At 34.0% G+C, this 21,927-nt stretch carries 22 protein-coding genes; 3 read left to right on the forward strand and 19 right to left on the reverse strand.

The features are described from left to right. Positions 1 to 16 precede the first annotated feature (16 nt). The 10 genes from ilvA to FHP04_RS04130 all read right to left on the reverse strand — a co-directional run bounded on the left by ilvA (position 17) and on the right by FHP04_RS04130 (position 10,485). Positions 17 to 1,261, reverse strand: coding sequence for a threonine ammonia-lyase IlvA (ilvA, locus tag FHP04_RS04085; protein WP_139854711.1), 1,245 nt, complete (start codon positions 1,259 to 1,261; stop codon positions 17 to 19). Beyond that, positions 1,261 to 2,304: a ketol-acid reductoisomerase gene (ilvC, locus tag FHP04_RS04090; protein WP_139854712.1), complete on the reverse strand. Its 1,044-nt coding sequence runs from the start codon at positions 2,302 to 2,304 to the stop codon at positions 1,261 to 1,263. Before ilvC ends, ilvA begins: the two co-directional genes overlap by 1 nt. A gap of 78 nt (positions 2,305 to 2,382) precedes the next feature. Beyond that, positions 2,383 to 2,916: an acetolactate synthase small subunit gene (gene ilvN / locus FHP04_RS04095; RefSeq protein WP_139854713.1), complete on the reverse strand. Its 534-nt coding sequence runs from the start codon at positions 2,914 to 2,916 to the stop codon at positions 2,383 to 2,385. Between the two features lie 6 nt (positions 2,917 to 2,922). Next, on the reverse strand, positions 2,923 to 4,617 hold the full coding sequence (gene ilvB / locus FHP04_RS04100; protein WP_139854714.1) for a biosynthetic-type acetolactate synthase large subunit: 1,695 nt from the start codon (positions 4,615 to 4,617) through the stop codon (positions 2,923 to 2,925). Between the two features lie 20 nt (positions 4,618 to 4,637). Beyond that, positions 4,638 to 6,311 carry a dihydroxy-acid dehydratase gene (gene ilvD / locus FHP04_RS04105; protein WP_139854715.1) on the reverse strand — a complete coding sequence of 558 codons (1,674 nt, stop codon included), beginning with the start codon at positions 6,309 to 6,311 and terminating at the stop codon, positions 4,638 to 4,640. Next, positions 6,311 to 7,201: a branched-chain amino acid transaminase gene (locus FHP04_RS04110; RefSeq protein ID WP_139854716.1), complete on the reverse strand. Its 891-nt coding sequence runs from the start codon at positions 7,199 to 7,201 to the stop codon at positions 6,311 to 6,313. The genes ilvD and FHP04_RS04110 overlap by 1 nt, the downstream gene beginning before the upstream one ends. A 614-nt stretch (positions 7,202 to 7,815) precedes the next feature. Beyond that, entirely contained in the window at positions 7,816 to 8,007 is a 192-nt protein-coding gene (locus tag FHP04_RS04115) for a cold-shock protein (RefSeq protein ID WP_139854717.1), read from the reverse strand. A gap of 255 nt (positions 8,008 to 8,262) precedes the next feature. Further along, the gene (locus FHP04_RS04120) at positions 8,263 to 9,333 is read right to left on the reverse strand and encodes a c-type cytochrome (RefSeq protein ID WP_221442694.1); all 1,071 of its coding nucleotides are present in this window, start codon (positions 9,331 to 9,333) and stop codon (positions 8,263 to 8,265) included. A gap of 70 nt (positions 9,334 to 9,403) precedes the next feature. Next, on the reverse strand, positions 9,404 to 9,862 hold the full coding sequence (locus FHP04_RS04125; protein WP_139854718.1) for a hypothetical protein: 459 nt from the start codon (positions 9,860 to 9,862) through the stop codon (positions 9,404 to 9,406). 389 nt (positions 9,863 to 10,251) lie between these two features. Next, positions 10,252 to 10,485 carry a hypothetical protein gene (locus tag FHP04_RS04130; RefSeq protein WP_139854719.1) on the reverse strand — a complete coding sequence of 78 codons (234 nt, stop codon included), beginning with the start codon at positions 10,483 to 10,485 and terminating at the stop codon, positions 10,252 to 10,254. Between the two features lie 333 nt (positions 10,486 to 10,818). Here FHP04_RS04130 and FHP04_RS04135 point away from each other — a divergent pair, with 333 nt between their 5' ends. From FHP04_RS04135 to FHP04_RS04145, 3 genes are read left to right on the forward strand one after another with little or no spacing between them, the layout of a single operon-like run. After that, on the forward strand, positions 10,819 to 11,874 hold the full coding sequence (locus FHP04_RS04135; protein WP_139854720.1) for a Fe(3+) ABC transporter substrate-binding protein: 1,056 nt from the start codon (positions 10,819 to 10,821) through the stop codon (positions 11,872 to 11,874). Further along, entirely contained in the window at positions 11,855 to 13,519 is a 1,665-nt protein-coding gene (locus tag FHP04_RS04140; RefSeq protein WP_139855025.1) for an ABC transporter permease, read from the forward strand. The genes FHP04_RS04135 and FHP04_RS04140 overlap by 20 nt, the downstream gene beginning before the upstream one ends. 2 nt (positions 13,520 to 13,521) lie before the next feature. Then, positions 13,522 to 14,526, forward strand: coding sequence for an ABC transporter ATP-binding protein (locus FHP04_RS04145; protein ID WP_139854721.1), 1,005 nt, complete (start codon positions 13,522 to 13,524; stop codon positions 14,524 to 14,526). Between the two features lie 149 nt (positions 14,527 to 14,675). On the opposite strand, the gene FHP04_RS04150 is transcribed toward FHP04_RS04145, so the two are convergent. The 9 genes from FHP04_RS04150 to FHP04_RS04190 all read right to left on the reverse strand — a co-directional run bounded on the left by FHP04_RS04150 (position 14,676) and on the right by FHP04_RS04190 (position 21,920). Next, positions 14,676 to 15,248 (reverse strand): MliC family protein, encoded by a 573-nt coding sequence (locus tag FHP04_RS04150; RefSeq protein ID WP_139854722.1) that lies wholly within the window; start codon positions 15,246 to 15,248, stop codon positions 14,676 to 14,678. Between the two features lie 167 nt (positions 15,249 to 15,415). After that, a complete protein-coding gene (locus FHP04_RS04155; protein ID WP_139854723.1) occupies positions 15,416 to 15,937 on the reverse strand; it encodes a YceI family protein in 522 nt (173 codons plus the stop codon). 43 nt (positions 15,938 to 15,980) lie between these two features. Next, a complete protein-coding gene (locus FHP04_RS04160; RefSeq protein WP_139854724.1) occupies positions 15,981 to 16,406 on the reverse strand; it encodes a DoxX family protein in 426 nt (141 codons plus the stop codon). Between the two features lie 9 nt (positions 16,407 to 16,415). Next, on the reverse strand, positions 16,416 to 16,754 hold the full coding sequence (locus tag FHP04_RS04165; RefSeq protein ID WP_394344269.1) for a GNAT family N-acetyltransferase: 339 nt from the start codon (positions 16,752 to 16,754) through the stop codon (positions 16,416 to 16,418). Next, on the reverse strand, positions 16,724 to 17,437 hold the full coding sequence (locus tag FHP04_RS04170; protein WP_139855026.1) for a pirin family protein: 714 nt from the start codon (positions 17,435 to 17,437) through the stop codon (positions 16,724 to 16,726). Before FHP04_RS04170 ends, FHP04_RS04165 begins: the two co-directional genes overlap by 31 nt. Before the next feature lie 387 nt (positions 17,438 to 17,824). After that, positions 17,825 to 18,694 carry an AraC family transcriptional regulator gene (locus FHP04_RS04175; RefSeq protein ID WP_139854726.1) on the reverse strand — a complete coding sequence of 290 codons (870 nt, stop codon included), beginning with the start codon at positions 18,692 to 18,694 and terminating at the stop codon, positions 17,825 to 17,827. Positions 18,695 to 18,772: 78 nt separating this feature from the next. Continuing rightward, a complete protein-coding gene (locus FHP04_RS04180) occupies positions 18,773 to 19,618 on the reverse strand; it encodes an urea transporter (protein WP_139854727.1) in 846 nt (281 codons plus the stop codon). Positions 19,619 to 19,843: 225 nt separating this feature from the next. After that, positions 19,844 to 20,920 (reverse strand): phytase, encoded by a 1,077-nt coding sequence (locus tag FHP04_RS04185; protein WP_246051390.1) that lies wholly within the window; start codon positions 20,918 to 20,920, stop codon positions 19,844 to 19,846. A 1-nt stretch (position 20,921) separates the two neighbouring features. Next, on the reverse strand, positions 20,922 to 21,920 hold the full coding sequence (locus tag FHP04_RS04190) for a metallophosphoesterase (RefSeq protein WP_139854729.1): 999 nt from the start codon (positions 21,918 to 21,920) through the stop codon (positions 20,922 to 20,924). Positions 21,921 to 21,927 lie beyond the last annotated feature (7 nt).

Here is a 21,927-nt window from a genome sequence, read left to right on the forward strand (position 1 = left end):
AAATTAAGGGTATGATTTAGATGATAAGATGTGTAAATAAGTCTTTATTTCCATTTAAATATTGATAGGTATATTTTTTGGAATTTAGTTTTTCTTCAATGTGTAATAAGTCTTTCTTATTTTGCAATTCAATTCCTACTACCACTGGTCCAATTTCCTTGTTGTTTTTTTTGGAATATTGAAAATAGGCTATATCATCATTAGGGCCTAAAATTTGATTCATAAATTCTCTTAAAGCTCCTGGACGTTGTGGAAACTGTAATAAAAAATAATGCTTTAAGCCTTCATATAGAAGTGAACGTTCCTTTATTTCTTCGGTTCTTGTAATGTCGTTATTGCTACCGCTTATCACACAAACCACATTTTTCCCTTTAATTTTATCTTTATAAAAATCAAGAGCAGAAATAGTTAATGCACCAGCAGGTTCTACGATTATTGCCTCTTCATTGTACAGCCGTAGTATAGTTGTGCAAATTTTCCCTTCAGGAACAAGAATAATATCGTCTAAAGTGTCCTTACAAACTTTAAAAGTTTTATCGCCTACCCGTTTAACCGAAGCCCCATCAACAAATTTATCTATTTCCTCTAGGGTTGTATTCGTGTTTTTTTCAATAGAATTTTTCATAGAAGGAGCTCCGGCAGGTTCTACTCCAATAATTTTTGTTTGCGGACTCAACTTTTTAAAAACTGTGCTTACACCAGCAGCTAGTCCTCCTCCACCAATTGGTAGAAATAAATAATCTATAGCATTTTCTGAGTCATCCAATAATTCTAAACCAATAGTCCCCTGCTCTGCCATTACTTTTTCATCATCGAATGGATGAATAAAAATCGCATCATTTTTATCACAAAAACGACTAGCTTCCTCAAATGATTCATCAAAAGTGTCACCCTTTAATACTATGGTAACTTTATCTTTTCCAAAGAGTTTTACTTGTTTAGTTTTTTGAAGTGGTGTTGTTACGGGCATAAAAATCGTCGCGCTTATATTTAGTTTATTACAAGCATAAGCAACTCCTTGTGCGTGGTTTCCAGCACTTGCACAAACTACTCCTTTTGGTTTTTCATTTTTGGTTAACGAAACTATTTTGTTGTATGCTCCTCTTAATTTATACGAGCGTACAGGTTGCAAATCTTCTCGTTTTAAGAAAACCTGAGCGGAAAATTCCTCGCTCAAGTTTTCATTTTTCATTAATGGGGTGTGAACCGCAATGTTTTTTATACGTTCTCTAGCTTCGTATATTTTTTCTAATAGCTCCATTATTGTTTTGGTCTTAATTTTCTTACTTCTAATCCGGTTTGCCACAACTCGCTGTTTTTCATCACGTTTAATTCTTCTTCCAATTTTGTGCGATAATCAGGTTTGCTATTGGCTTCAATAACTATCTCAGCTTCTTTTCCTGAAACAACACTGTCATACAATTCATTTAAAACTGGTTCAGTGGCTTCGCGAAACTTTCCTTTCCAATCCAACGCACCACGTTGTGCCGTGGTTGAACAATTTGCGAACATCCAATCCATTCCGTTATCAGCTATTAGGGGCATTAAACTTTGAGTGAATTCTTCTACTGTTTCATTAAATGCTTCACTAGGGGAATGTCCGCGCTGGCGAAGAACAGTATATTGTGCCTCAAAAATTCCAGCAACAGCTCCCATTAGAACTCCGCGCTCTCCAGTTAGGTCGCTATAAACTTCTTTCTGAAAAGTTGTTTCAAATAAATACCCAGAACCAATTGCAATTCCTAAAGCTAAAACTCGCTCTTTCGCGTTTCCTGTTGCATCTTGAAATACCGCATAACTAGAGTTTAAGCCCTGCCCGTTTAAAAACAAACTTCTAAGTGAGGTCCCAGAACCTTTTGGTGCGACTAAAACTACATCCACATCTTTCGGTGGTACTATGCCTGTTTTCTCGTGAAATGTTACCCCAAATCCGTGAGAAAAATATAACGCTTTTCCTTTAGTTAAGTGTTTTTTTATCCCATCCCAGGCCTGGATTTGTCCAGCATCGGAAAGTAAATTCATTACTATTGTAGCTTTCTCACAAGCTTCTTCTACTTCAAATAATGTTTTTCCTTCTTCCCAGCCATCTGCTAATGCTTTTTTCCAACTTCCAGTACCTTTACGTTGTCCTACAATTACATTTACGCAATTGTCTTTTAAATTTAGGGCTTGTCCTGGACCTTGTACTCCATAACCAATTACCGCTACCGTTTCATTTTTTAATACTTCTTGTGCTTTATTAAGTGGAAACTCATCCCTTTTTACTACGTTTTCTAGTACTCCTCCAAAATTTATTGTTGCCATTTTTTCTGTATTTGTTATTCGTTATTTATGTCTCCTCGAGCCAAGTTTAAAGGCTCGACCAGACATCTATTAATCTGTTTATAATTTGTGATTTGATTCTTCTAGTTCTTTTAGATATGTACTAAACTCTTTCATCGGTTTAGTAACCGCCACTCTTCCAGAGCGTGCAAACTCAAGTACTCCATAAGGTTTCAAGTTTTCGAATAACAATTGAGTTTCTGCTACGTGCCCAGTTTTTTCAATAACCATAAATTGTGGATCAACGGTTAGTATTCTAGCATGATGTTCTCGGATTACTTTTTCAACATCACCATTGGTTAAGCTTGCTGTTTTAATTTTGTACAAGGCAATTTCTTGATGTACTACTTCCGAATCTTCGTGTACAAAGGCTTTAAACACATCGATTAATTTTTCCAGCTGCCCGACAACTTTATCGACCTGCTCTCTAGTTGTTCTTAAAACTATGGTATATCTAAACACTCCTTTCACTTCCGATTCTGAAGCTGTAATACTATCGATGTTTAAATGTCTACGCGTAAAGATTATCGTGACGCGATTCATCATCCCGATACTATTCTCTGTAAATACTGATACTGTATATGTTTTTTTCATTTCTTTTTAGTTTAATCGCACTTCTGAAACTGAGGCACCAGTGGTCATCATTGGGAAGACATTTTCTTCCTTTGCCACCATTACTTCCAATAGGTAAGATCCGTTGTGATTTAACATTTTTAATAATCCATTTTTTAAATCCTTTCGGGCTTCAACTTTACTCGCTTCAATACTATAAGCCTGAGAAAGTGCTACAAAGTCCGGACTTACCATATTTGTGAATGAATAGCGTTTTTCAAAAAACATCTGTTGCCATTGACGCACCATTCCTAAAAAACGATTGTTTAAAATGATGACTTTTAGATTGACATCACTTTGCATAATGGTGCCTAATTCTTGCAATGTCATTTGAAAACCACCATCCCCAATTATCGCTACCACAGGTTTATCCGGCGCGCCGAATTTTGCTCCTATAGCCGCGGGAAGTGCAAAGCCCATAGTCCCTAATCCACCAGAGGTTACGTTGCTTTTAGTTTTGTTGTATTGATAATACCTAGCGGTCATTATTTGATGTTGCCCGACATCGGTAACTACTATTGCTTCTCCGTTGGTAAGTTCAGAAAGCATTTTAACTACTTCATCCATTTTCAATTCTTCTGAATGATCTTCTTTTGCACTTTCCTGAAGAGTTTCAACTTCTATTTTTTTAGCATCTCTAAACTCTTGTAACCAAGAGGTATGTTGCTTTGCGTCAACTAAATCAATTAAAATTCTTAAGGCTTCCTTTGCATCGGAATGTACAGCCACATCCGCTTTAATTATTTTATTCAATTCGGCAGCATCGATGTCAATATGAACCACTTTTGCTTGATTGGCATACCTTGAAACATCACCAGTAACTCTGTCGTCGAAACGCATTCCGATAGCAACTAGCACATCGCATTCATTTGTTTTAATATTAGGAGCGTAATCTCCGTGCATTCCTAAAAATCCGACGTATTGCGGGTGGTTATTAGGAAATGCTCCTAGCCCCAAAAGTGTTGATGCCACTGGAATTCCAGACTTTTCAGCAAACTCCAGCAACTCTTCTTCTGCATTAGAAAGCATTATACCTTGACCAATAAGTAAATAAGGTTTTTTGGCTTCATTTATTAATTTCGCGGCTTCTTCAACAACGGACTTATTTAACTTAGGTCTTGGATAATAACTACGGATATTTGTGCATTTTTTATAATCGAAGTCTGTTTCGCTAAACTGCGCATCCTTGGTTATATCTATTAATACAGGACCAGGACGGCCAGATTGAGCGATATAAAATGCTTTGGCAATTGCCTCAGGAATGTCTTCGGCTTTAGTTACTTGGCAATTCCATTTGGTTATTGGCATAGAAATACCCACTACATCAGTTTCTTGAAAAGCATCCGTTCCCAAAAGATGTGAAGCCACTTGTCCTGTAATACAAACCAAAGGAGTTGAGTCTATCATTGCATCGGCTAAACCTGTGATTAAATTGGTAGCTCCAGGTCCAGAAGTTGCGAAAACCACACCTGTTTTCCCTGAAGTTCTCGCGTATCCTTGTGCTGCGTGAATCGCGCCTTGTTCGTGACGCACTAAAATATGATTCACTGTACTTTCATAATCATACAAAGCATCATATATCGGCATTATGGCTCCTCCTGGATAACCGAAAATTGTATCAACTTGCTCGACTAATAACGATTCTACTACAGCCTGCGCACCTGTTAATTTTGTTAAGTTCATTTTCCTTTTTTAAGTAATTATTAATCCGTTACACATCCTGTTGAAGCACATGAAACACATTTGGCATATTTGTATAAAACTCCTTTAGTTGCTTTGAGGTTTGGACGTTTCCATTCTTCCTTTCGTTTGGATAACTCCTCTTCACTTACTTTTAAATGAAGTGTATTATTTTTTGTATCAATAGTGATAGAGTCTCCATCCTTTACCAAAGCAATAGTTCCTCCGTCATAGGCTTCAGGGGTTATATGGCCAACTACAAATCCATGTGTGCCCCCTGAAAATCTTCCATCGGTAATTAATGCCACATCTTTTCCTAATCCTGCACCCATAATAGCGGAAGTTGGTTTTAACATCTCTGGCATACCAGGACCACCTTTTGGTCCGCAAAAACGGATTACTACTACATTGCCAGTTTTTACTTCTCGCGTTTTTATACCTGTAATAGCTGCATATTCATCGTCATAAACTTTGGCTGTACCTTCAAAATAACTCCCTTCATTCCCGCTGATTTTTGCCACTGATCCTTTTGAAGCGAGATTTCCGAAAAGAATTTGTAAGTGTCCCGTAGGTTTTAATGGATTATTTAAGGAATGAAAAACATCCTGACCTACAGTTAAATTTGAGACATCTGCTAAGTTTTCAGCAACTGTTTTTCCTGTAACCGTCAAGCAATCGCCGTGTAGTAAATTATTTTCCAATAAATATTTCATCACCGCTGGAACTCCGCCAACTGCGTGTAAATCCTCCATTAAATATTTCCCACTTGGTTTTAAATCGGCTAAAACTGGAACTTTATCACTTATTCTCTGAAAATCAGTTAAGGTTAGTTCGATATCTACTGAATGTGCCATAGCTACCAAATGAAGAACTGCATTGGTAGATCCGCCGAGCACAGTAACCATTGTTATTGCATTTTCGAATGCATTTTTGGTCATTATGTCCTTTGGTTTGATGTCCTTTTCTAGTAAAATTCTAATTGCTTTTCCCGCGTCTAAGCACTCTTGGTTTTTTTCTACACTTAAAGCAGGGTTGGATGAACTATAGGGCAAACTCATTCCCAAAGCTTCGATAGCCGAAGCCATAGTATTGGCAGTGTACATCCCGCCACATGCACCAGCTCCTGGACAAGCATTTTGTATTACACCTTTAAAATCTTCTGGCGTTATGGTGTTATTGAATTTCTTTCCTAATGCTTCAAATGCTGAAACTATATTTAAAGATTCGCCCTTCCATTTCCCTGAATGAATACTTCCGCCATAAATCATTATAGATGGACGATTCAACCTTCCCATTGCCATAACAGAACCTGGCATATTTTTATCACAACCTACAACAGCTAAGACTGCGTCGTACCATTGTGCACTCACCACAGTTTCTATTGAATCTGCTATAACATCTCGTGAAACCAAAGAGAATCGCATTCCGTCTGTCCCGTTTGAAATTCCATCACTTACGCCAATAGTATTGAAAATCAAACCGACTAAATTCTCTGCTTTAACTCCAAATTTCACGGCTTTTGCAAGATCGTTTAGATGCATATTGCAAGTATTACCCTCATAACCAGTACTTACAATCCCTACTTGAGCTTTTTGCATATCTTCCTCAGTAAGTCCGATACCGTAGAGCATCGCTTGTGCAGCAGGTTGCGACTCGTCTTGCGTTATGGTTTTGCTGTATTTGTTAAGTGATTTCATTAGTAAACTGAACTTAAAGTTTTATGAGATTTCCTTACCAATTTTGAATAGGCTTCTTGTATTTTTTTGCCTAGTGAATCATTCCAATTCAGTGGAAATTCTCTCTCATCAACCGAAGCAATTCCTATTACTTCAGCTGCTGTTCCACAATAAAAAGCACTATCTGCTTCAGCTAATACTTCAGGAGTATAGAGGCCTAATTTTACTTCCATTCCTAGTTTTTCTGCTAATTCCAATACGGTTGCACGTGTAATTCCTGGAAGAATATTTCCTAATTGAGGGGTGTATAACACACCATTTTTTTCGAAGAATAAATTTGCTCCTGGTCCTTCAGCTAAGTAACCATCGCTATCTAATAATAATGCTTCATCAAAACCTTTGTCTTTTGCTTCGTTGGTTGCAAGAATTGAGTTTACGTAATGTCCGCAAACTTTAGCATCAATTTTTATAGATTGTGGATGAGGACGACAATAAGAAGATACTGTTAAACGCAATTGTTTATCTCCTAAATAAGCGCCCCACTCCCAAGCGCAGATCACAACTGAAACTTTATTAGGTCTAGAGAGTGACATATTTGGATCACAAAAAACTAATGGTCGAACATAAGCATCAGTTAAATTATTTTTTTCTAATAATTCATAAGTGGCATCTATTAAATCTTGAACTTCATAATTAAAAGGAATATTGATTAGTTCTGCTGAATTTTTTAATCGGTCATAATGCTCTTTTGCTTTGAAAATACTTGTGCCATCTGTTGTGGCATATGCACGAATACCTTCAAAAACACCATAACCATAGTGCATTGTTTGACTGTATAAGTCGGTTGAAGCTTCATTGGCTCTTACGAATTGTCCATCGAGATAAATAACTGTGTTTTCGTTGTAATACATTTTATATGATTTTTGTTTTTAATTTTTGGAGAAAAAAAAAGCCTTTCTCAAAGTGAATGAGAAAGGCTTAAAATTGGATATACCAGCCAGACTCACTCAAGGGAGCGAATAATAATGCTGATAATAATAATGTTAGTGTATTTTTTCATGATTCGAATTTGTGTTAAATTAAAAAAGCCTTTCTCAACCGAATGAGAAAGGCTTAAAATTGGATATACCAGCCTGACTCACTCGAAGGAGCGAATAATAATGCTGATAATAATAATGTTTGTATTTGTTGTCATTTAGTAATCTTAGTAATAAAAAAAGCCTCCTGATTTCTCGGGAGGCTTTTTAAATATATTGAGTATATACTATAACCTTCCCATTGCAGATGTGATAATCACATTTACAATAATAATAGAAGAAATAATATTTAGATTGTTCATAGTTTCTTTTAATTGCGTGACAAATGTAGATAAATATTTTAGTTCTCAAAATTTATTTTTTTAAAAAACATTTTTTGAACCTTAAAAGACAAGTATTTAAAAATGTTTCAAACAAAAAAAGGAGACCATATAAATGATCTCCTTTTGTACTTTTACTATTCTATCTGTTAAGACAGTATATAAAATTTAGTCTAAAACTTCTACGTTAATAGCGTTTAAACCTTTTCTTCCTTCTTGTGTATCAAAAGAAACTTTATCGTTTTCTCTAATTTCGTGAGTTAAACCTGAATTGTGAACGAAAATTTCTTCACCTGATTCTAATGTAATAAATCCGAATCCTTTAATCTCGTCGAAAAATTTTACTGTACCTTCTTGCATTTTAATTTAATTTTAAATTGTTATTAATTTTTACAATAAACATCCTGTATAAAACTTGCGTTAACTAAAATGCACTCTGCACTTTGGATAAGTAAACACTATTAAAAAGTAATTGTAAAAATTTAATTGGAAAGAAGAGTAAAAACTCGAAATATACTAATTGCACTAAATACTAAAACTATGTAGGTGTTTTATTGAGCTGCAAATATACATCCCTTTTCCACACTCACCTAATTATTTATCAATTATATTTATTTATTTTGATTTAGTTAAATTATATTTCTCTTTATAATATGCTAAAATTGGAGGAAAAGGTCCAAATTTATGTTGCTCTGGAGAAAAATCATCGGCCCATGGTCCATAAGGTGTAGATACTGGTTTTAGCTTTACATCAGGGAAATCATTTTCTTTATTACTCTTAGCTGGTCGGGGCTTACTATTTATGTACCCAGCAACATGATAAGCTTCTTTATCACTTAGTTTTGGATTATCTCTTGAAGCTTCTTCAAAAGGCATATTGGCCTTTATAAAACCTGCCGCGGTTAATACACGATGCATTCCTGCTCCATCGTTATAACTATCATCACCCCACAATGGAGGGAATTCATAACCCAAACTAAAATCAGCTTTTTTCACTCCTTGCCCATCCTCTTGATGACAAACCATGCATTGCTTATTGTAAATTTCCTTTCCGTATTCTAAGTCAACGGCTTCATTTGGAATTTCAATTGTAGTATAACCTTTGTAATCATCCATTATATCTTTAGGCATTCCCTCTCCAAGCCAATCCATATAGGCAACCATTGCTTTCATTTCTCGTGTTTCTTTATCTAACTTTTTACCATTCATACTACGCTCGAAGCATCCATTAATTCTATCTTCAATAGTTCCAACCGCGTTAGACCGACCACGAAAAGTGGGGTAACGACTAGTAACTCCAGCCCATGATGCAGATCCAGCTTGGTTCCCCGATTGTAAGTGACAACTTGTACAAGAAAGATTATTACCTGAAATTCTCATCGCAATATCTTCAGCTTGCGGTCCTAAATACTTTTGAGTTTCTGATAAGAGTTGATATCCATATTGTATTTCTTTAGAAATAAATCCAAGTGCCATCTCCTTTTCTACATCCTTAGGTTGCCATTTTGATTCTTCATCAGTTAAAATTGAGAAAACCTCTGGTTTATTAACGTATACTAATATTCCTGTAAATACTAATAAAATAGATACGATAAAGAATAAAAGAGATTTAGAGAGCTTGCCTATCTGTCGCTTTATTTCTTTCCTTTTTAATTTATGTTTAATATAATTAGTCGTTTTTTTCAAAAGGTTAGATTTAGAGTTTAGTGATAATCTGCTATGGTAATGTTTTACTTAATTTTAAAATGAATTGAGATTAATTCTCGCTTAGAGCTATTATCTTAAAGTTTAATTTATCATCTTCTAACAAGGTGTATTCAAAAATAGCCTTTCCGTACACGTGACCATCTTCAAAATCTGCAATTATCCATTTGTCCCCTAAGAGTTGGATGTTATTATAGTGCATAGTCCCTCCTAATACTGCATCCATTGGAATTAAATCTTTATTTTCTCTAAGCGCCTGTTTAATATGTTTTCCAGGATCCTCTACCCCTAGTTCTAAAAGTTTTCTCGAATCCGTTTCTGGATAATACCACTGTGGAGAATCAGTATTTTCAGTAACAGCTATTTTTGCTGTAAGAACTTCTGTTAATGAGTCATTTTGAATCTGTAAACTGTCAATTCGATTTTGTAAAATCGAATCAGAGCTTCTATAATTATTACAAGCTATTAGAGTTAGTAGCAGAAATGATAAAACTATTATTTTCGCCTTCATTACTTCATATATGATTGATTTGTCAAAAAAGATTAAACCTTATATCAAAAGAAACCTTTATTGATTTCGAACTAATTTACAAGGAATTAAACTATCAAAGTGATTCTTTTAAAAAGTTTTAACAAAAGAATTAACTAACTCACTATTCCAAAAAATATGCAATCTTGATGACAGTGTTTACAGTTAAGTTGAATAAAACTTTTAAATAAATTGTGAATTAGTAATGTGACAAATAATTAAGATTGGGGTTTATACTTGCAATGAATGGTTGGATAACCTTACCGATAATCCTATTAAACTAACGATTCATTTAAGTATTTATTCACCTAAAGAAGGATGTATAAATATAAAATTCTAAAAGCTATTAATTAATATCAAAATAGTTATAACTACATAAAAATCAATAGGGTTATTCCTAGTATTAAAATAATATTTGTTATCAAAAATGAAATCAAATAAAGTTCCAATTTATCATCCTTAATCCATTTTAAAACAAGTAAAATTACACTTGTAATTCCCGTCATAAATGAGATGGTTATAAATGTTGTTAGTAAGTTGATTTCTCTATAAGTATCAGTTAAAAAATGATTACCACGAAGTCTAAAATCTAAAAGTAAATTCAAAGTGATTATTAATACAAATAATGTAAGTAGGTGAAAGAGGGTTTTAAGGATTTTTACTGGCAATATGTGTGAATTTATTTAATATTACTTTCTAAATATAGCATTTTAATTTTTTAGATTTCTAATTTATTTTTTAAGAAAATCCTGAGGTTTTCATGGGTATAAAAAGAATTCAATAAACACTTAATTTACCTTATATTGAATTAATAGATTAAGAAACACCCTCACTTCGCACTCATTATCAACAAGTAGAGATTATAATGAACAATGATGTACTCTGTTCTATTTATATCGGTTCTAAATTATTATATTTGCACTTCGAAAAAAAATTCTATGAAAAAATTACTTTTAGCAGTAGCAACTATTTCTTTGCTAGTTGCCTGTGGAAACGACAACAAAAAGAATGAAAATTCTGCAACAAAAGAATCATCAAAAGATCAAGTTGTAAATATTTACACTCACCGTCATTATGAGCCGGACCAAGATATCTTCAAAATGTTTGAAGAAAAAACGGGCATTAAGGTAAAGGTGATTAATGCAAGTGCAGATGAGTTAATTCAGAAAATGAAGATGGAAGGAAAACAATCTCCTGCTGATGTATTAATAACTGTGGATGCAGGGAGATTAAGTCGTGCTAAAGGGGAAGGTTTGCTTCAGAGTATTAATTCTGATATACTAGAAAATACAATACCAGCGCATTTACAAGATGTCGATAATCAATGGTTCGGGTTAACGAAAAGAGCTAGAATTATTGCTTACGCCAAAGATAGAGTGAAACCAGAAGATCTTTCTACTTACGAAGATTTAGTAAATGAAAAATGGAAAGGAAAAATATTGGTTAGATCTTCATCTAACATTTACAACCAGTCTTTATTGGCATCTATAATTGCTAATAACGGTGAAGAAGCTGCACAAACTTGGGCAGAAGGAATTGTTGCAAATATGGCTCGTTCTCCAAAAGGATCAGATAGAGATCAAGTAAAAGCTGTAGTGGCTGGTGAAGGTGATTTGGCTATAGTAAACTCATATTATATTGGTAAAATGCTAAACTCTCCTGATGCAGAAGAAGTTAAAACAGCACAACAAATTGGTTTGTTTTTTCCAAATCAGGGTGATAGAGGAACTCATATAAACGTAAGCGGAGCGGGAGTTGCTAAGTATGCCCCAAATAAAGAAAATGCAATTAAGTTTATCGAGTTTTTAATTAGTCAGGAAGCGCAACAAGTGTTTACTGAGGCAAATTATGAATATCCAGTGTTAGAAAGCGTAGAGCCTGTTAATGATATTAAGGCTTGGGGAGATTTTAAAGAAGATAATTTAAGCCTAAACAAACTAGGTGAAAACAACAAAAAAGCAGTATTGATTTTTGATGCAGCAGGGTGGAAATAATAACGAAGCTTTCTCTTTAAAAACGAGAATTAAAAGGCTAAAGAGAGATGTAAACAAATGGTCAGTATTTACACTGGCCATTGTTTTTTTCTTAGCCTTACCCATTATATTCATTGGTGTAGAGCTATTTTCTGGTCCTGGAGAAACTTGGGGACATATAGTAGAATACCTTTTACCCGACTATATATGGAACTCTTTGTATCTCGTTTTTATATGTAGTATTCTCGTTTTGATTTTTGGAGTGTCGTCTGCGTGGTTTGTATCGCGTTACGATTTTCTTTTCCGAAAGCAAATGGAATGGCTACTTATACTACCGTTGGCTATTCCTTCCTACATTGTGGGTTATGCTTACGCTGGAATTTTCGACTATGGTGGAAGTTTGGACTTATTATTACGCCAACTTGGCTTGGAGTTTATCCGTATCGATATTATGAATAGAGCTGGGCTTGCATTTGTATTAAGTATTTCATTGTTTCCGTATGTTTACGTAAGCGCAAGAGCTTTTTTCTTAAATCAAGCTAACAACCTGCTAGAAGCTTCTAAAATGTTAGGGGTTGGAGAGCGTAAAACATTTTTCAAATTAATGCTACCCCTCGCCCGCCCTGCTATAGTTGCTGGTTTGGTTTTGGTATTAATGGAAGTGCTCAATGATTATGGGGCAGCCAAATACTATGGTGTAAATACTTTTACTACTGGTATATTTAGATCTTGGTTTTCGTTGGAAGAACCACAGACAGCAGTGTATTTATCGGCTTTATTAATCTGTTTTATTTTCGCATTAATCCTTTTTGAAAAATGGCAGGTAAGAAAGATAAAATTTACCTCTTCAAAAACTAATAGCACCCAAATTCAGCGAAACGAAGCTAAAGGTGCAGTACAGTGGATGATTTTTTTAGTTGTATTTCTTCCTATCCTTTTAGGTTTTATTTTACCTGTAGCCCAATTGATATATTGGGCAGTTATTACAGCGTCTACAGTATTTGATATGGAATTTGTTATGATTTCACTTCAAAGCTTTGCTATTGCTATCGCCTCGGCTATAATAACTGTTTTATTTGCTCTAATTCTTATTTATTTTTCAAAATGGAGTACGCTTAGTACAATTAAAAATATTTCTAGAATTGGAGTTTTAGGCTATGCTATTCCAGGTGCAGTAATTGCTATAGGAATAATGATTCCTACTTTAGCTTTAGACAAATGGTTAATTAATATGTTGGGTAAATTCGGAATAGATACTGGATTAATCATCAACGGGACATTGCTTGCGTTACTATACGCTTATGCAGTTCGTTTTTTAGCCGTTGCCTATAATCCTATAGATTCAACAGCGTTAAAGGTTGATAATTCTATTCCAGATTCATCAAAAGTTTTAGGAGTTGGAAACATAAGAACCTTTTTTAAGATTGATTTTCCTTTGATAAAGACGGGAGTGTTTAGTGCTGTAATATTGGTTTTTATAGATGTAATGAAAGAGTTACCTTTAACATTAATACTAAAACCTTATCATATAGACACTTTAGCCGTAAAAGCTTTTGAATATGCTAGTGATGAGATGGTGATGGAGGCCTCTATCCCTTCTCTTTTCATTATCTTTACAGCTATGATTCCTGTGATATTTTTAAATAAATTATTGATTAAAAAATAAACATGCTAACAATAAACTCTCTTTCCAAAAGCTTTGACAAGGGTAAAACTTACGCCCTTGAGAATGTGTCTTTCAATTTGAAAGCTGGACAAGTATGTGCCATAGTTGGAGAGAGCGGTAGTGGAAAAACTACCTTAGTGCGTTTAATTGCAGGTCTTGAAAGACCAGATCACGGGAGTATTGCGATGAATGATAAAATTATTGCTTCTCTAGATAAATTTATACAGCCGGAAAAAAGAAAAATTGGATTGGTTTTCCAAGAATACGCGCTTTTTCCACACCTAACAATTTTGGAAAATGTTTTATATGGAATTTCCAAAGTTAGAAACAAAAAGAAGAAAGCACAAGAGATGCTCGATTTGGTCGGTTTAAGTGATATGGGGAAACGTTACCCGCATCAATTATCTGGCGGACAACAGCAGCGTGTAGCTTTAGCAAGAGCACTAGCGCCAGAGCCTTCGTTATTAATATTAGACGAGCCTTTTAGTAATCTTGATACCATGTTGCGTACTCAACTGAGAAACGAGATTTTCGAAATTATTAAAAAAACAGAAGTTACTGTGTTATTCGTTACCCACGATACCCAAGATGCCCTTTCAGTTGCAGATGAAATTTTAATTCTTCAGAAAGGAAAAGTAATTCAAAAGGATGTAGCGGCAAATCTATATGTCAAGCCAAATACTTTATACGTAGCTTCATTATTTGGAAGTACTGTACATATCAATAAAAATTTACAGAATGCTTTCCGCTGTCCTTTAAAACAAGATTGCTGTCACGCTATTCGCAACGAGAAAATTATAGTAAGCCCCTCCTCTGCTGAAGCCGATTGTGAATACATTACAGCTGCCCAAGTGATTAAACAAATTCAATTAGGTGATTCTACACAATTGGTTTTAAAACTTGAATCTGGGGAGCAATTAACTGTAATGACACAAGATAAAAATATTGCAGATACTATTTATGTAGGGTTCAATTCTAAAGATATTTTAGAATTTGAGCAGGAGTAATTATTTTGCTCTACAAGTTTAAGTCTATTACTTTTAAATTCCGATTTCGGGTTTTCTCATAGAATCTCTTAATCGAATTTGTAAAACACAAAAACGGTCTGAGAAAAACTCAAACCGTTTTTTATTTATACTCTAAAAGAGAATTTTATTTAATTCTTAAAAACCGTTTCACCGTCTTTAGTTAATTCCAATTTTTCACCTTTTCCTCTTAATTCGTAAGTATCGTTTTTATACCAAATTCCAGATGCTGCTTTCTCAGCAACTAGGTCGATTTGTTCTCCACCATTAAGGTATGCTTTAACCGTTCCTTCGGTATTGTTGAAGGTTAGATCTAGTGTTTGGCCTTTGTCATCCTTTAAGGAAGATTGTACAATATCATCTTGGTGTTCGAAAACAATCTCATCCCCTTTTTTTAATTGGATATCATTGCCCTTTCCTCTTAACTCATAATTTTCATTTTTGTACCAAAATCCAGATGCTGATTTCTCCTGTTGCAAATCGATCGTCTCTCCATCAAAAACAAGAGTTGCCGTTCCTTTTGTATTATTAAATACAATTTCTAATTCTTCACCATCTTTATTTACAGTAGTCGTTGTAACAAAATTATCCGAAACTTGCTCAACGGTTTCTTTTACTTCAACGCTTTCCTGTTGAGGCGCGTCTTTACAAGAGATTAAAGCTAATGCTGAAAACATGGTGATTGTTAAAATATTCTTTGTCATTTTTTAATTTAGTTTTTAAAATTAAGTTTTATTTCTGCCCATATAGTTTGCAAATACTCTGCCAAAACCATACAATTCCATAATGTATTTTTATAAAATAAAAAACGGTCAGAGTTTGATACCTGACCGTTTAAATTAACTTAATTAGAGTGTAATCTATTTATAACTTAAGCTTGTTTTGTAAATTGTACATCTACAACCATTTTTACTTTGTCAGAAACAACGATGCTTCCTGCTTCAGTAACAGCGCTCCAAGTTAAATTGAAGTCTTTTCTGTTAATAGTACCCGTCATTTCAAATCCAGCTTTTGTTTGTCCGTAAGGATCTACAGCCACACCGTTTAATTCTGCATCCAAAACAACTTCTTTTGTGATGTCTCTAATCGTTAAATCCCCTACTAATTTATCACCATCGAATGATTTTGAAACAAATTTCAATTCTGGAAATTCCTCTGAATTGAAGAAATCGTCAGATCTTAAATGTGCATCTCTATCCTTGTTTTTTGTGTTGATAGATGCTGTTTTTGCGGTAAATGTAAATTCTGCATTTTTAAAGTCGTCTCCATCCGTTTTTGCAGTTGCTTCAAAATCTTCGAAGTGTCCTGTAACGGTTGAAATCATCATGTGCTTTACTTTGAATGCTATTTCTGAATGTGCGCTGTCTAATGACCAATTTGTGTTCTTACTCATTTTGTTATGTTTTAAAATTATTAATTCGTTTTTTTTAATCTGTTTACTTTTTTGATATCCAGTTATCTAAAGAATACTTCCCTGCGCCAATTAATGCTATGGAAATATATATTGCTGCATAAAGAAGAGGTAGTTCTTGTCTACCAAAGCCATCATTAGCATGTACTATAAATGCTGCAACGAGCATTGTAATAGCTAATGGGATAGCTGCAAGTCTAGTACTTAAGCCTATGATTAATAGAATAGCACATAATACCTCTGCAAAAACGGCTAGTGCTAGGGAGGCCGATGCTCCTACACCTATAGGATCTCTGAATTGAATTGGTTCTCCACTAAAAAAAGCTTCAAACTTACCTAAACCATGTGTTAACATAAAAGCACCACCTACTACTCTTAGTACTAATAATGCTATACTAATATTTGTATTAGTAACTCCTGAATTTAAAGATTTTATTAGAATTGCTCGCATCTTAAATGGTTATTTTAATACGTCTTGAATATCCTCTAACTTCTTGAACATTGCAGCAGCAAATGGACATAAAGGAGTAATTTTTATATCTTTCTCTCTAGCCATTTCTACAATTTTATAAAGCAATTGCTTACCTATGTTTTTTCCTTTAAACTTTGGATCTACTTCGGTATGGTCGATGATAATGTGATTATCTCCTGCTACTGAATACGTCATCAACCCAGCTCTTTCATCGCCTTCTCGGGCCATAGCATAACCCTTATTGTCTAATTCTTTAATTGTAATTTCCATGTTTTTAATATCTAAAAAGTTAGTTATTACATTGTCATTGGTACGTCCATAAGCAATACACGGGCATCGTCTGTTGCTTTTACATTAATGCTTTCTGTATCCCAAATTCCCATACCATCTCTTTTAGAAAGTTTTTCACCATTAATTTCTACTTCACCTTCTAAAATGAATGCATAAACACCATTTTCTTCTCTTTTAATCTTGTACTCGTCAGATTTTCCTTTTTCAAACTTTCCAATATGGAACCAAGCATCTTGATTGATCCAAACTCCTTGATCGTCTTCATTAGGTGAAAGCACTTGATAAAATTCATTCTCCTTTGCAATATCTCTAATTGAGATTTGATCATACCTAGGCTTTACTTCTCTTTCTTTTGGAAAAACCCATATCTGAAGAAACTTTACTTCCTTATCTTTATTCTTATTGTATTCAGAGTGTGTGATTCCTGTTCCAGCACTTAAAACTTGAACATCTCCTTCTTTAATTACTGCCACGTTACCCATACTGTCTTTATGCTCTAAATCACCTTCTAATGGTATAGATATAATTTCCATATTGTCGTGTGGGTGAGTTCCAAATCCCATTCCAGCTGCTACGGTATCATCGTTTAATACACGTAACACACCAAAGTGCATTCTTTCTGGATTGTGATAGTTTGCGAAGCTAAATGTATGGTGTGAGTTTAACCAACCGTGATTAGCGTGTCCTCTTGTTTCTGCTTTGTGAATTACTGTATTCATAGTATATATATTTTTATTTGGTAAATGATTAAATCCTACTTGTTGCATCAATTTATCGTAAGTCGATTTTATATTATTGTTTTTACCTGCTTTAAGTGCTTGGGGAGCAATCGCGCCAACAGCACCAGTTAACAAAACATTTTTTATAAACTTTTTACGATTCATAGTATTTGCTTTAAGTTTGGTACAAAGATATAACCCTTTATAAGTGTGGGGAATATGAAAAAAAGGGATAGCCTTATGAAAATCCGATATTTACCTTAAAAAGACAAAAACAATGTAGTGATTACACTATTTGACATAAAAATACTATGTGCTATCTGCTACAAATTACAACTTTCAGTTAGGATAGGAAAGTGCTATAAGAATCTCTTAACAAACTAATATTTAATTCTGATTAACCTTGAAGTCTGAAGGAGATACTTTGGTGTTCTTTTTAAAGAAGGCACTGAAGTTTGCCGGAGCATTAAACCCTAACTCGTATGCAATTTCTTTAGTTGTTAAATCGGTAAAACAAAGTAATCTCTTTGCTTCTGTAATTATTCTAGCTTGAATATATTCTTTAGCTGTTTTGCCTATTCTAGATTTAATGGTACGATTTAAATGATCTGGAGTTATATGTAGTTCATTAGCATAAAATGTAGTAGAGTGTTCTTTTTTATAACTTTTCTCCACCCCTTTTTTAAAGGCTCTTATCAAATTATCTCCTGTACTATCAACATCAGATTCTATTGGATTAATAGAACATATATTGTTACACTCTATAAGTAACAACTTCAAAAATGCACCAATAGACAATAATTTCATGTTTTTCTCACTGTTGAATAATTTGAAAATTTGATTGGTATAGTTGGTTATTGTTTCAAATTGTTCTTCAGTTGGAATTAATGGTGGGCTTTGACCGTAATTATTAAAGAGATTTAAACTATCAATAAAAGAAAGTCGAATTAAATTTTCAACTAAAAATTGATTCGAAAATGTCATCGCATAACCATACGATTTTTCAGTTTCAACAACTTGATGTACTTGCCCTGGAGCAACAAAGAATAATTGTTTATCACCTAAGTCGTAAGTATTAAAATCGATTATATGTCTTCCTCTAGCTTTCTTAACAATTAATACAGTATAGTAATCATGTCTATGAGGAACGTCCACTTCCCCATTTCTTCTTGTGTAAATATCTTCCATTCTTGATATTCCAAAACTCACGCTGTGCTGATTGATATTTACATTCTGATATGTTTTTACGCTATCCATTGGAGTATTTTCTACACAAGTTAAATTTTAAGAGACTTCTTCAAAAGTACAATTTTGTATTAAGTCTATAATATTGATTTATGTTTTTGGAGATTTTTTTATGCTTCTTTTTACTAACAAGATTCCCCAAGTAGTTAAAACAAATGGTGCAGTAAGCGTTATTATTCCTGTTGCTCCTAAACCAATATTCACTAATGAAGAGAAAATAATAGCTATTGAAATCCAAATAAAATCACTCCATTTTTTACCAAAAAGCGCAATTGCACAAAGTATGGCATTATATCCCATAAGTCCGGCGTTAATGCTGATTGCAGGTTCTGATAATATCAATGCTGTTAAGGAACCTAAAACAGCGGCATACACTGCATAAGCAGCCATCAATTTGTTGTTTACCAAAATTGCTAGTAGAAAAAAGAGTCCTGTTATTGTGTTTTCTTGAAACATCACTTGCCCAAAACTATTACTTACTGCCGTAACAAAGTTAAATGTGGTTTCACTTACTGCTGAAGATGAAATCAACGGATATTGAAAAACTAATTTCAGAAAATAAATAAGAAACCAAGTTACAATTACAAAGGGTGATGTAAACGGAGGAATGTGCTTTTTTAAGAAATTCATAAATAGAGTTGACAAAACTGAACCCAACACAAGTGCAATAGCAGTAATTAAATTAAACTCAAAAAAGCATAGTACTGCAATTCCAGTAAGCGTTCCATTAAATCCGTAAAGTCCATTTTTAATATCATCTTCGGAGTATTTTAAAGATTGCGCTGTAATAGTACTGATAATAGTTCCGATAAGGGCTGCTAATCCCATTATCCAGGAATTGTAAAAGATTCCAATAATAAATAAGATTCCAGAGTAAATATTATTTTGAAATATTACCTGACCTATACCCCGTAGAATTGAATCTATAAACTTCATTTACAATTGCCGTATTTACTTTTATGGACGAATATAGCTTTATAACTAAAATCCTGATTGTTTTTTTAAAAATACTAATGTAATTTTAATGAACTCAATTTTAAAAAAATAAATATCAATAGATTCTATATAAAAAGAAAAACACCTAAAACAATTTGGATCCCCCAGTTCCAAACCATTCTAAGTGTTTAGAATAAATACTAAGTTTAGTATTACAATTTACGTCTATAGCGCATTATCAATTTCATTTTGAATTTGTCTCCAATCGTAAAAATGAAAAGATTTTCCGTTTGTCATCGCTACGAGCATGCCCTTAGGAAAGTGTTCTCCTAAATTTACATTAGTTGCCTCTGCCCCATCACATTCATCTGTAGAAACAGAAACGGAAGAAATAAGGTTATGAGTGTGTTTATCTTTTGAAGCACCTTCACGTGGATATACTAAAAACTTGTTTGCTTGCTGATCTGAAACCAATATATATCCTGTTCCTTTTCCGGTAGTGTAAATTGCAATTCCCTCGTGATCTCGTTTTGCATCTTCTTGACCAAAAAATGACAATTGAGTATTATCATTTAAATCTGGATCGGCGTAATATTTACGAATTCCCGTGGTTTCATCAGAGTAATACACAAATCCCAATTCATTATCTACGGCTATAGCTTCAATTTCTTTCCTTCCACTATATTCTCCAAATTCTCTTACTTTCATACCTTTTACCACCTTATTTTCATCGGTAGAAAGTTCGTATTGCCATAGATAACTCCCAGATGGCCCTGACTTTCTTCCTACTATGGCATACACTTGAGAGGTAGAATCGGTAGTTTTTGTGTATAATGAAATTCCCATAGGCTCATTGTGTCCTTTACCTTTTTCATTTTCAAAAACTTTAATTCCTCCATCGTCAATTGGCGTTAGATCGGGTAATCGAAAAACTCGAATACTGTTTGCCTTACGTTCGGTAAGTACAGCAATATCAATTTTTTCTCCTCCCCAATTGTAACCATAAGCGATATCAACGTTGTTCGGACGTTTTAAATTAAGAACTTTATTGATAATTTTTCCATCTAAGTCATAAGCATACAGCCCTCCATTCATATCCTTATCGGTTCCTAAAACAATACTTTTCTTAGGATCTGTAGGATGAATCCAAATAGCAGGGTCATCTGTATCATTTGGTGTTTGCTCGGTTATAACAATAGGTTTAAGTGAATTTAAATCTGTAATTTCAGCTTTATTCTTACAAGAAATTAAACTGGAAAATCCAAAACCTAATAGTATAAATCTATTCATTATTTTTATCATCTTATTTCTTTTTTAAATGCATTGTGTGTAATATTTCCGCACTGTTTTCATGTGCTTTTATGGTCTTAATTTCTATGGAATCTCCATTAACTGTAAAGCTCATAAAACCTGGTTCTGCTTTTGAAAAAATGGTGCCTTCCCGTGTTCCTGCTGGGCGCGTTTCACTTCCTCCACCAGACAAAAACTGAGTCGTAAACCTACCCTTTGGTTTTATAATTTGTAAGTCGTGCTCATGACCACAGATATAAGCATCTACTTCTAAAGAATCGAATAAATCTACAAACTGACTTTCAAAATCTTTAGTATCCTTAGCCTCTTTACGCTTTCCACCACTATACAAAGGATGATGACCTACAACGACCTTCCAAGCAATGCTTTCATCTTTTGTACTCAACGTTTCAATAAGCCATTTTTTTTGCTCTTCAGTACCTTGAAATTCAAGATGTGGATACTTTTCAGTTTTACCTTGATAGCTTTGAATAAACGGGCTCGTATCCATTACCACTAAAAGTAACTTTTTTCCGTCGTTTAATTCAAAAGTTTTACTGTAATAAGGAGCCGGCATATTCCAACGACGACTGATATCGGAATATGCTATTTGCGCATCAATATTTCCTCTATGATCGTGGTTTCCTAAGGCAGCATACCAATCAATATAAAGTGATGGATGCGTATAAATATTATTAAATGAAGCATGCCAATGTTCGTCATAAATACTTGCTACACCATTTGGATAAAAATTATCGCCAACCGTAACAATAAATTCTGAATCTAACATTAAGGCGGCGTTTCCCAATTGTTTAGCAACTTCTTTTTGATAGTATTCGCCTACGCGACCAAAATCGCCAAGAACTAAAAAGTTTAAATCTTCATTTTCATTTTTAAGCTCCGGAATAAAGTCGCCTTTATATCCAGCCGTTAGCTTTGATTCTATAAATGACTCTTGCCCAAACATGGTTTGCAGCAAAAGAAAGAAAATAATAAAGTGTAATTTTTTCATGATAATT

The sequence above is a fragment of the Aequorivita sinensis genome, from assembly GCF_006346335.1.
In the GTDB taxonomy this organism is placed as follows: Bacteria; Bacteroidota; Bacteroidia; order Flavobacteriales; family Flavobacteriaceae; genus Aequorivita; species Aequorivita sinensis.

What these genes read in the sequence shown, in the direction of transcription:
- ilvA (WP_139854711.1), bottom strand. Translation starts at nt 1,261, where the DNA reads ATGGAGCTATTAGAAAAAATATACGAAGCTAGAGAACGTATAAAAAAC.
- ilvC (WP_139854712.1), bottom strand. Translation starts at nt 2,304, where the DNA reads ATGGCAACAATAAATTTTGGAGGAGTACTAGAAAACGTAGTAAAAAGG.
- ilvN (WP_139854713.1), bottom strand. Translation starts at nt 2,916, where the DNA reads ATGAAAAAAACATATACAGTATCAGTATTTACAGAGAATAGTATCGGG.
- ilvB (WP_139854714.1), bottom strand. Translation starts at nt 4,617, where the DNA reads ATGAACTTAACAAAATTAACAGGTGCGCAGGCTGTAGTAGAATCGTTA.
- ilvD (WP_139854715.1), bottom strand. Translation starts at nt 6,311, where the DNA reads ATGAAATCACTTAACAAATACAGCAAAACCATAACGCAAGACGAGTCG.
- FHP04_RS04110 (WP_139854716.1), bottom strand. Translation starts at nt 7,201, where the DNA reads ATGTATTACAACGAAAACACAGTTATTTATCTCGATGGACAATTCGTA.
- FHP04_RS04115 (WP_139854717.1), bottom strand. Translation starts at nt 8,007, where the DNA reads ATGCAAGAAGGTACAGTAAAATTTTTCGACGAGATTAAAGGATTCGGA.
- FHP04_RS04125 (WP_139854718.1), bottom strand. Translation starts at nt 9,862, where the DNA reads ATGAAGGCGAAAATAATAGTTTTATCATTTCTGCTACTAACTCTAATA.
- FHP04_RS04135 (WP_139854720.1), top strand. Translation starts at nt 10,819, where the DNA reads ATGAAAAAATTACTTTTAGCAGTAGCAACTATTTCTTTGCTAGTTGCC.
- FHP04_RS04140 (WP_139855025.1), top strand. Translation starts at nt 11,855, where the DNA reads ATGCAGCAGGGTGGAAATAATAACGAAGCTTTCTCTTTAAAAACGAGA.
- FHP04_RS04145 (WP_139854721.1), top strand. Translation starts at nt 13,522, where the DNA reads ATGCTAACAATAAACTCTCTTTCCAAAAGCTTTGACAAGGGTAAAACT.
- FHP04_RS04150 (WP_139854722.1), bottom strand. Translation starts at nt 15,248, where the DNA reads ATGACAAAGAATATTTTAACAATCACCATGTTTTCAGCATTAGCTTTA.
- FHP04_RS04155 (WP_139854723.1), bottom strand. Translation starts at nt 15,937, where the DNA reads ATGAGTAAGAACACAAATTGGTCATTAGACAGCGCACATTCAGAAATA.
- FHP04_RS04160 (WP_139854724.1), bottom strand. Translation starts at nt 16,406, where the DNA reads ATGCGAGCAATTCTAATAAAATCTTTAAATTCAGGAGTTACTAATACA.
- FHP04_RS04170 (WP_139855026.1), bottom strand. Translation starts at nt 17,437, where the DNA reads ATGAATACAGTAATTCACAAAGCAGAAACAAGAGGACACGCTAATCAC.
- FHP04_RS04175 (WP_139854726.1), bottom strand. Translation starts at nt 18,694, where the DNA reads ATGGATAGCGTAAAAACATATCAGAATGTAAATATCAATCAGCACAGC.
- FHP04_RS04180 (WP_139854727.1), bottom strand. Translation starts at nt 19,618, where the DNA reads ATGAAGTTTATAGATTCAATTCTACGGGGTATAGGTCAGGTAATATTT.
- FHP04_RS04185 (WP_246051390.1), bottom strand. Translation starts at nt 20,920, where the DNA reads ATGATAAAAATAATGAATAGATTTATACTATTAGGTTTTGGATTTTCC.
- FHP04_RS04190 (WP_139854729.1), bottom strand. Translation starts at nt 21,920, where the DNA reads ATGAAAAAATTACACTTTATTATTTTCTTTCTTTTGCTGCAAACCATG.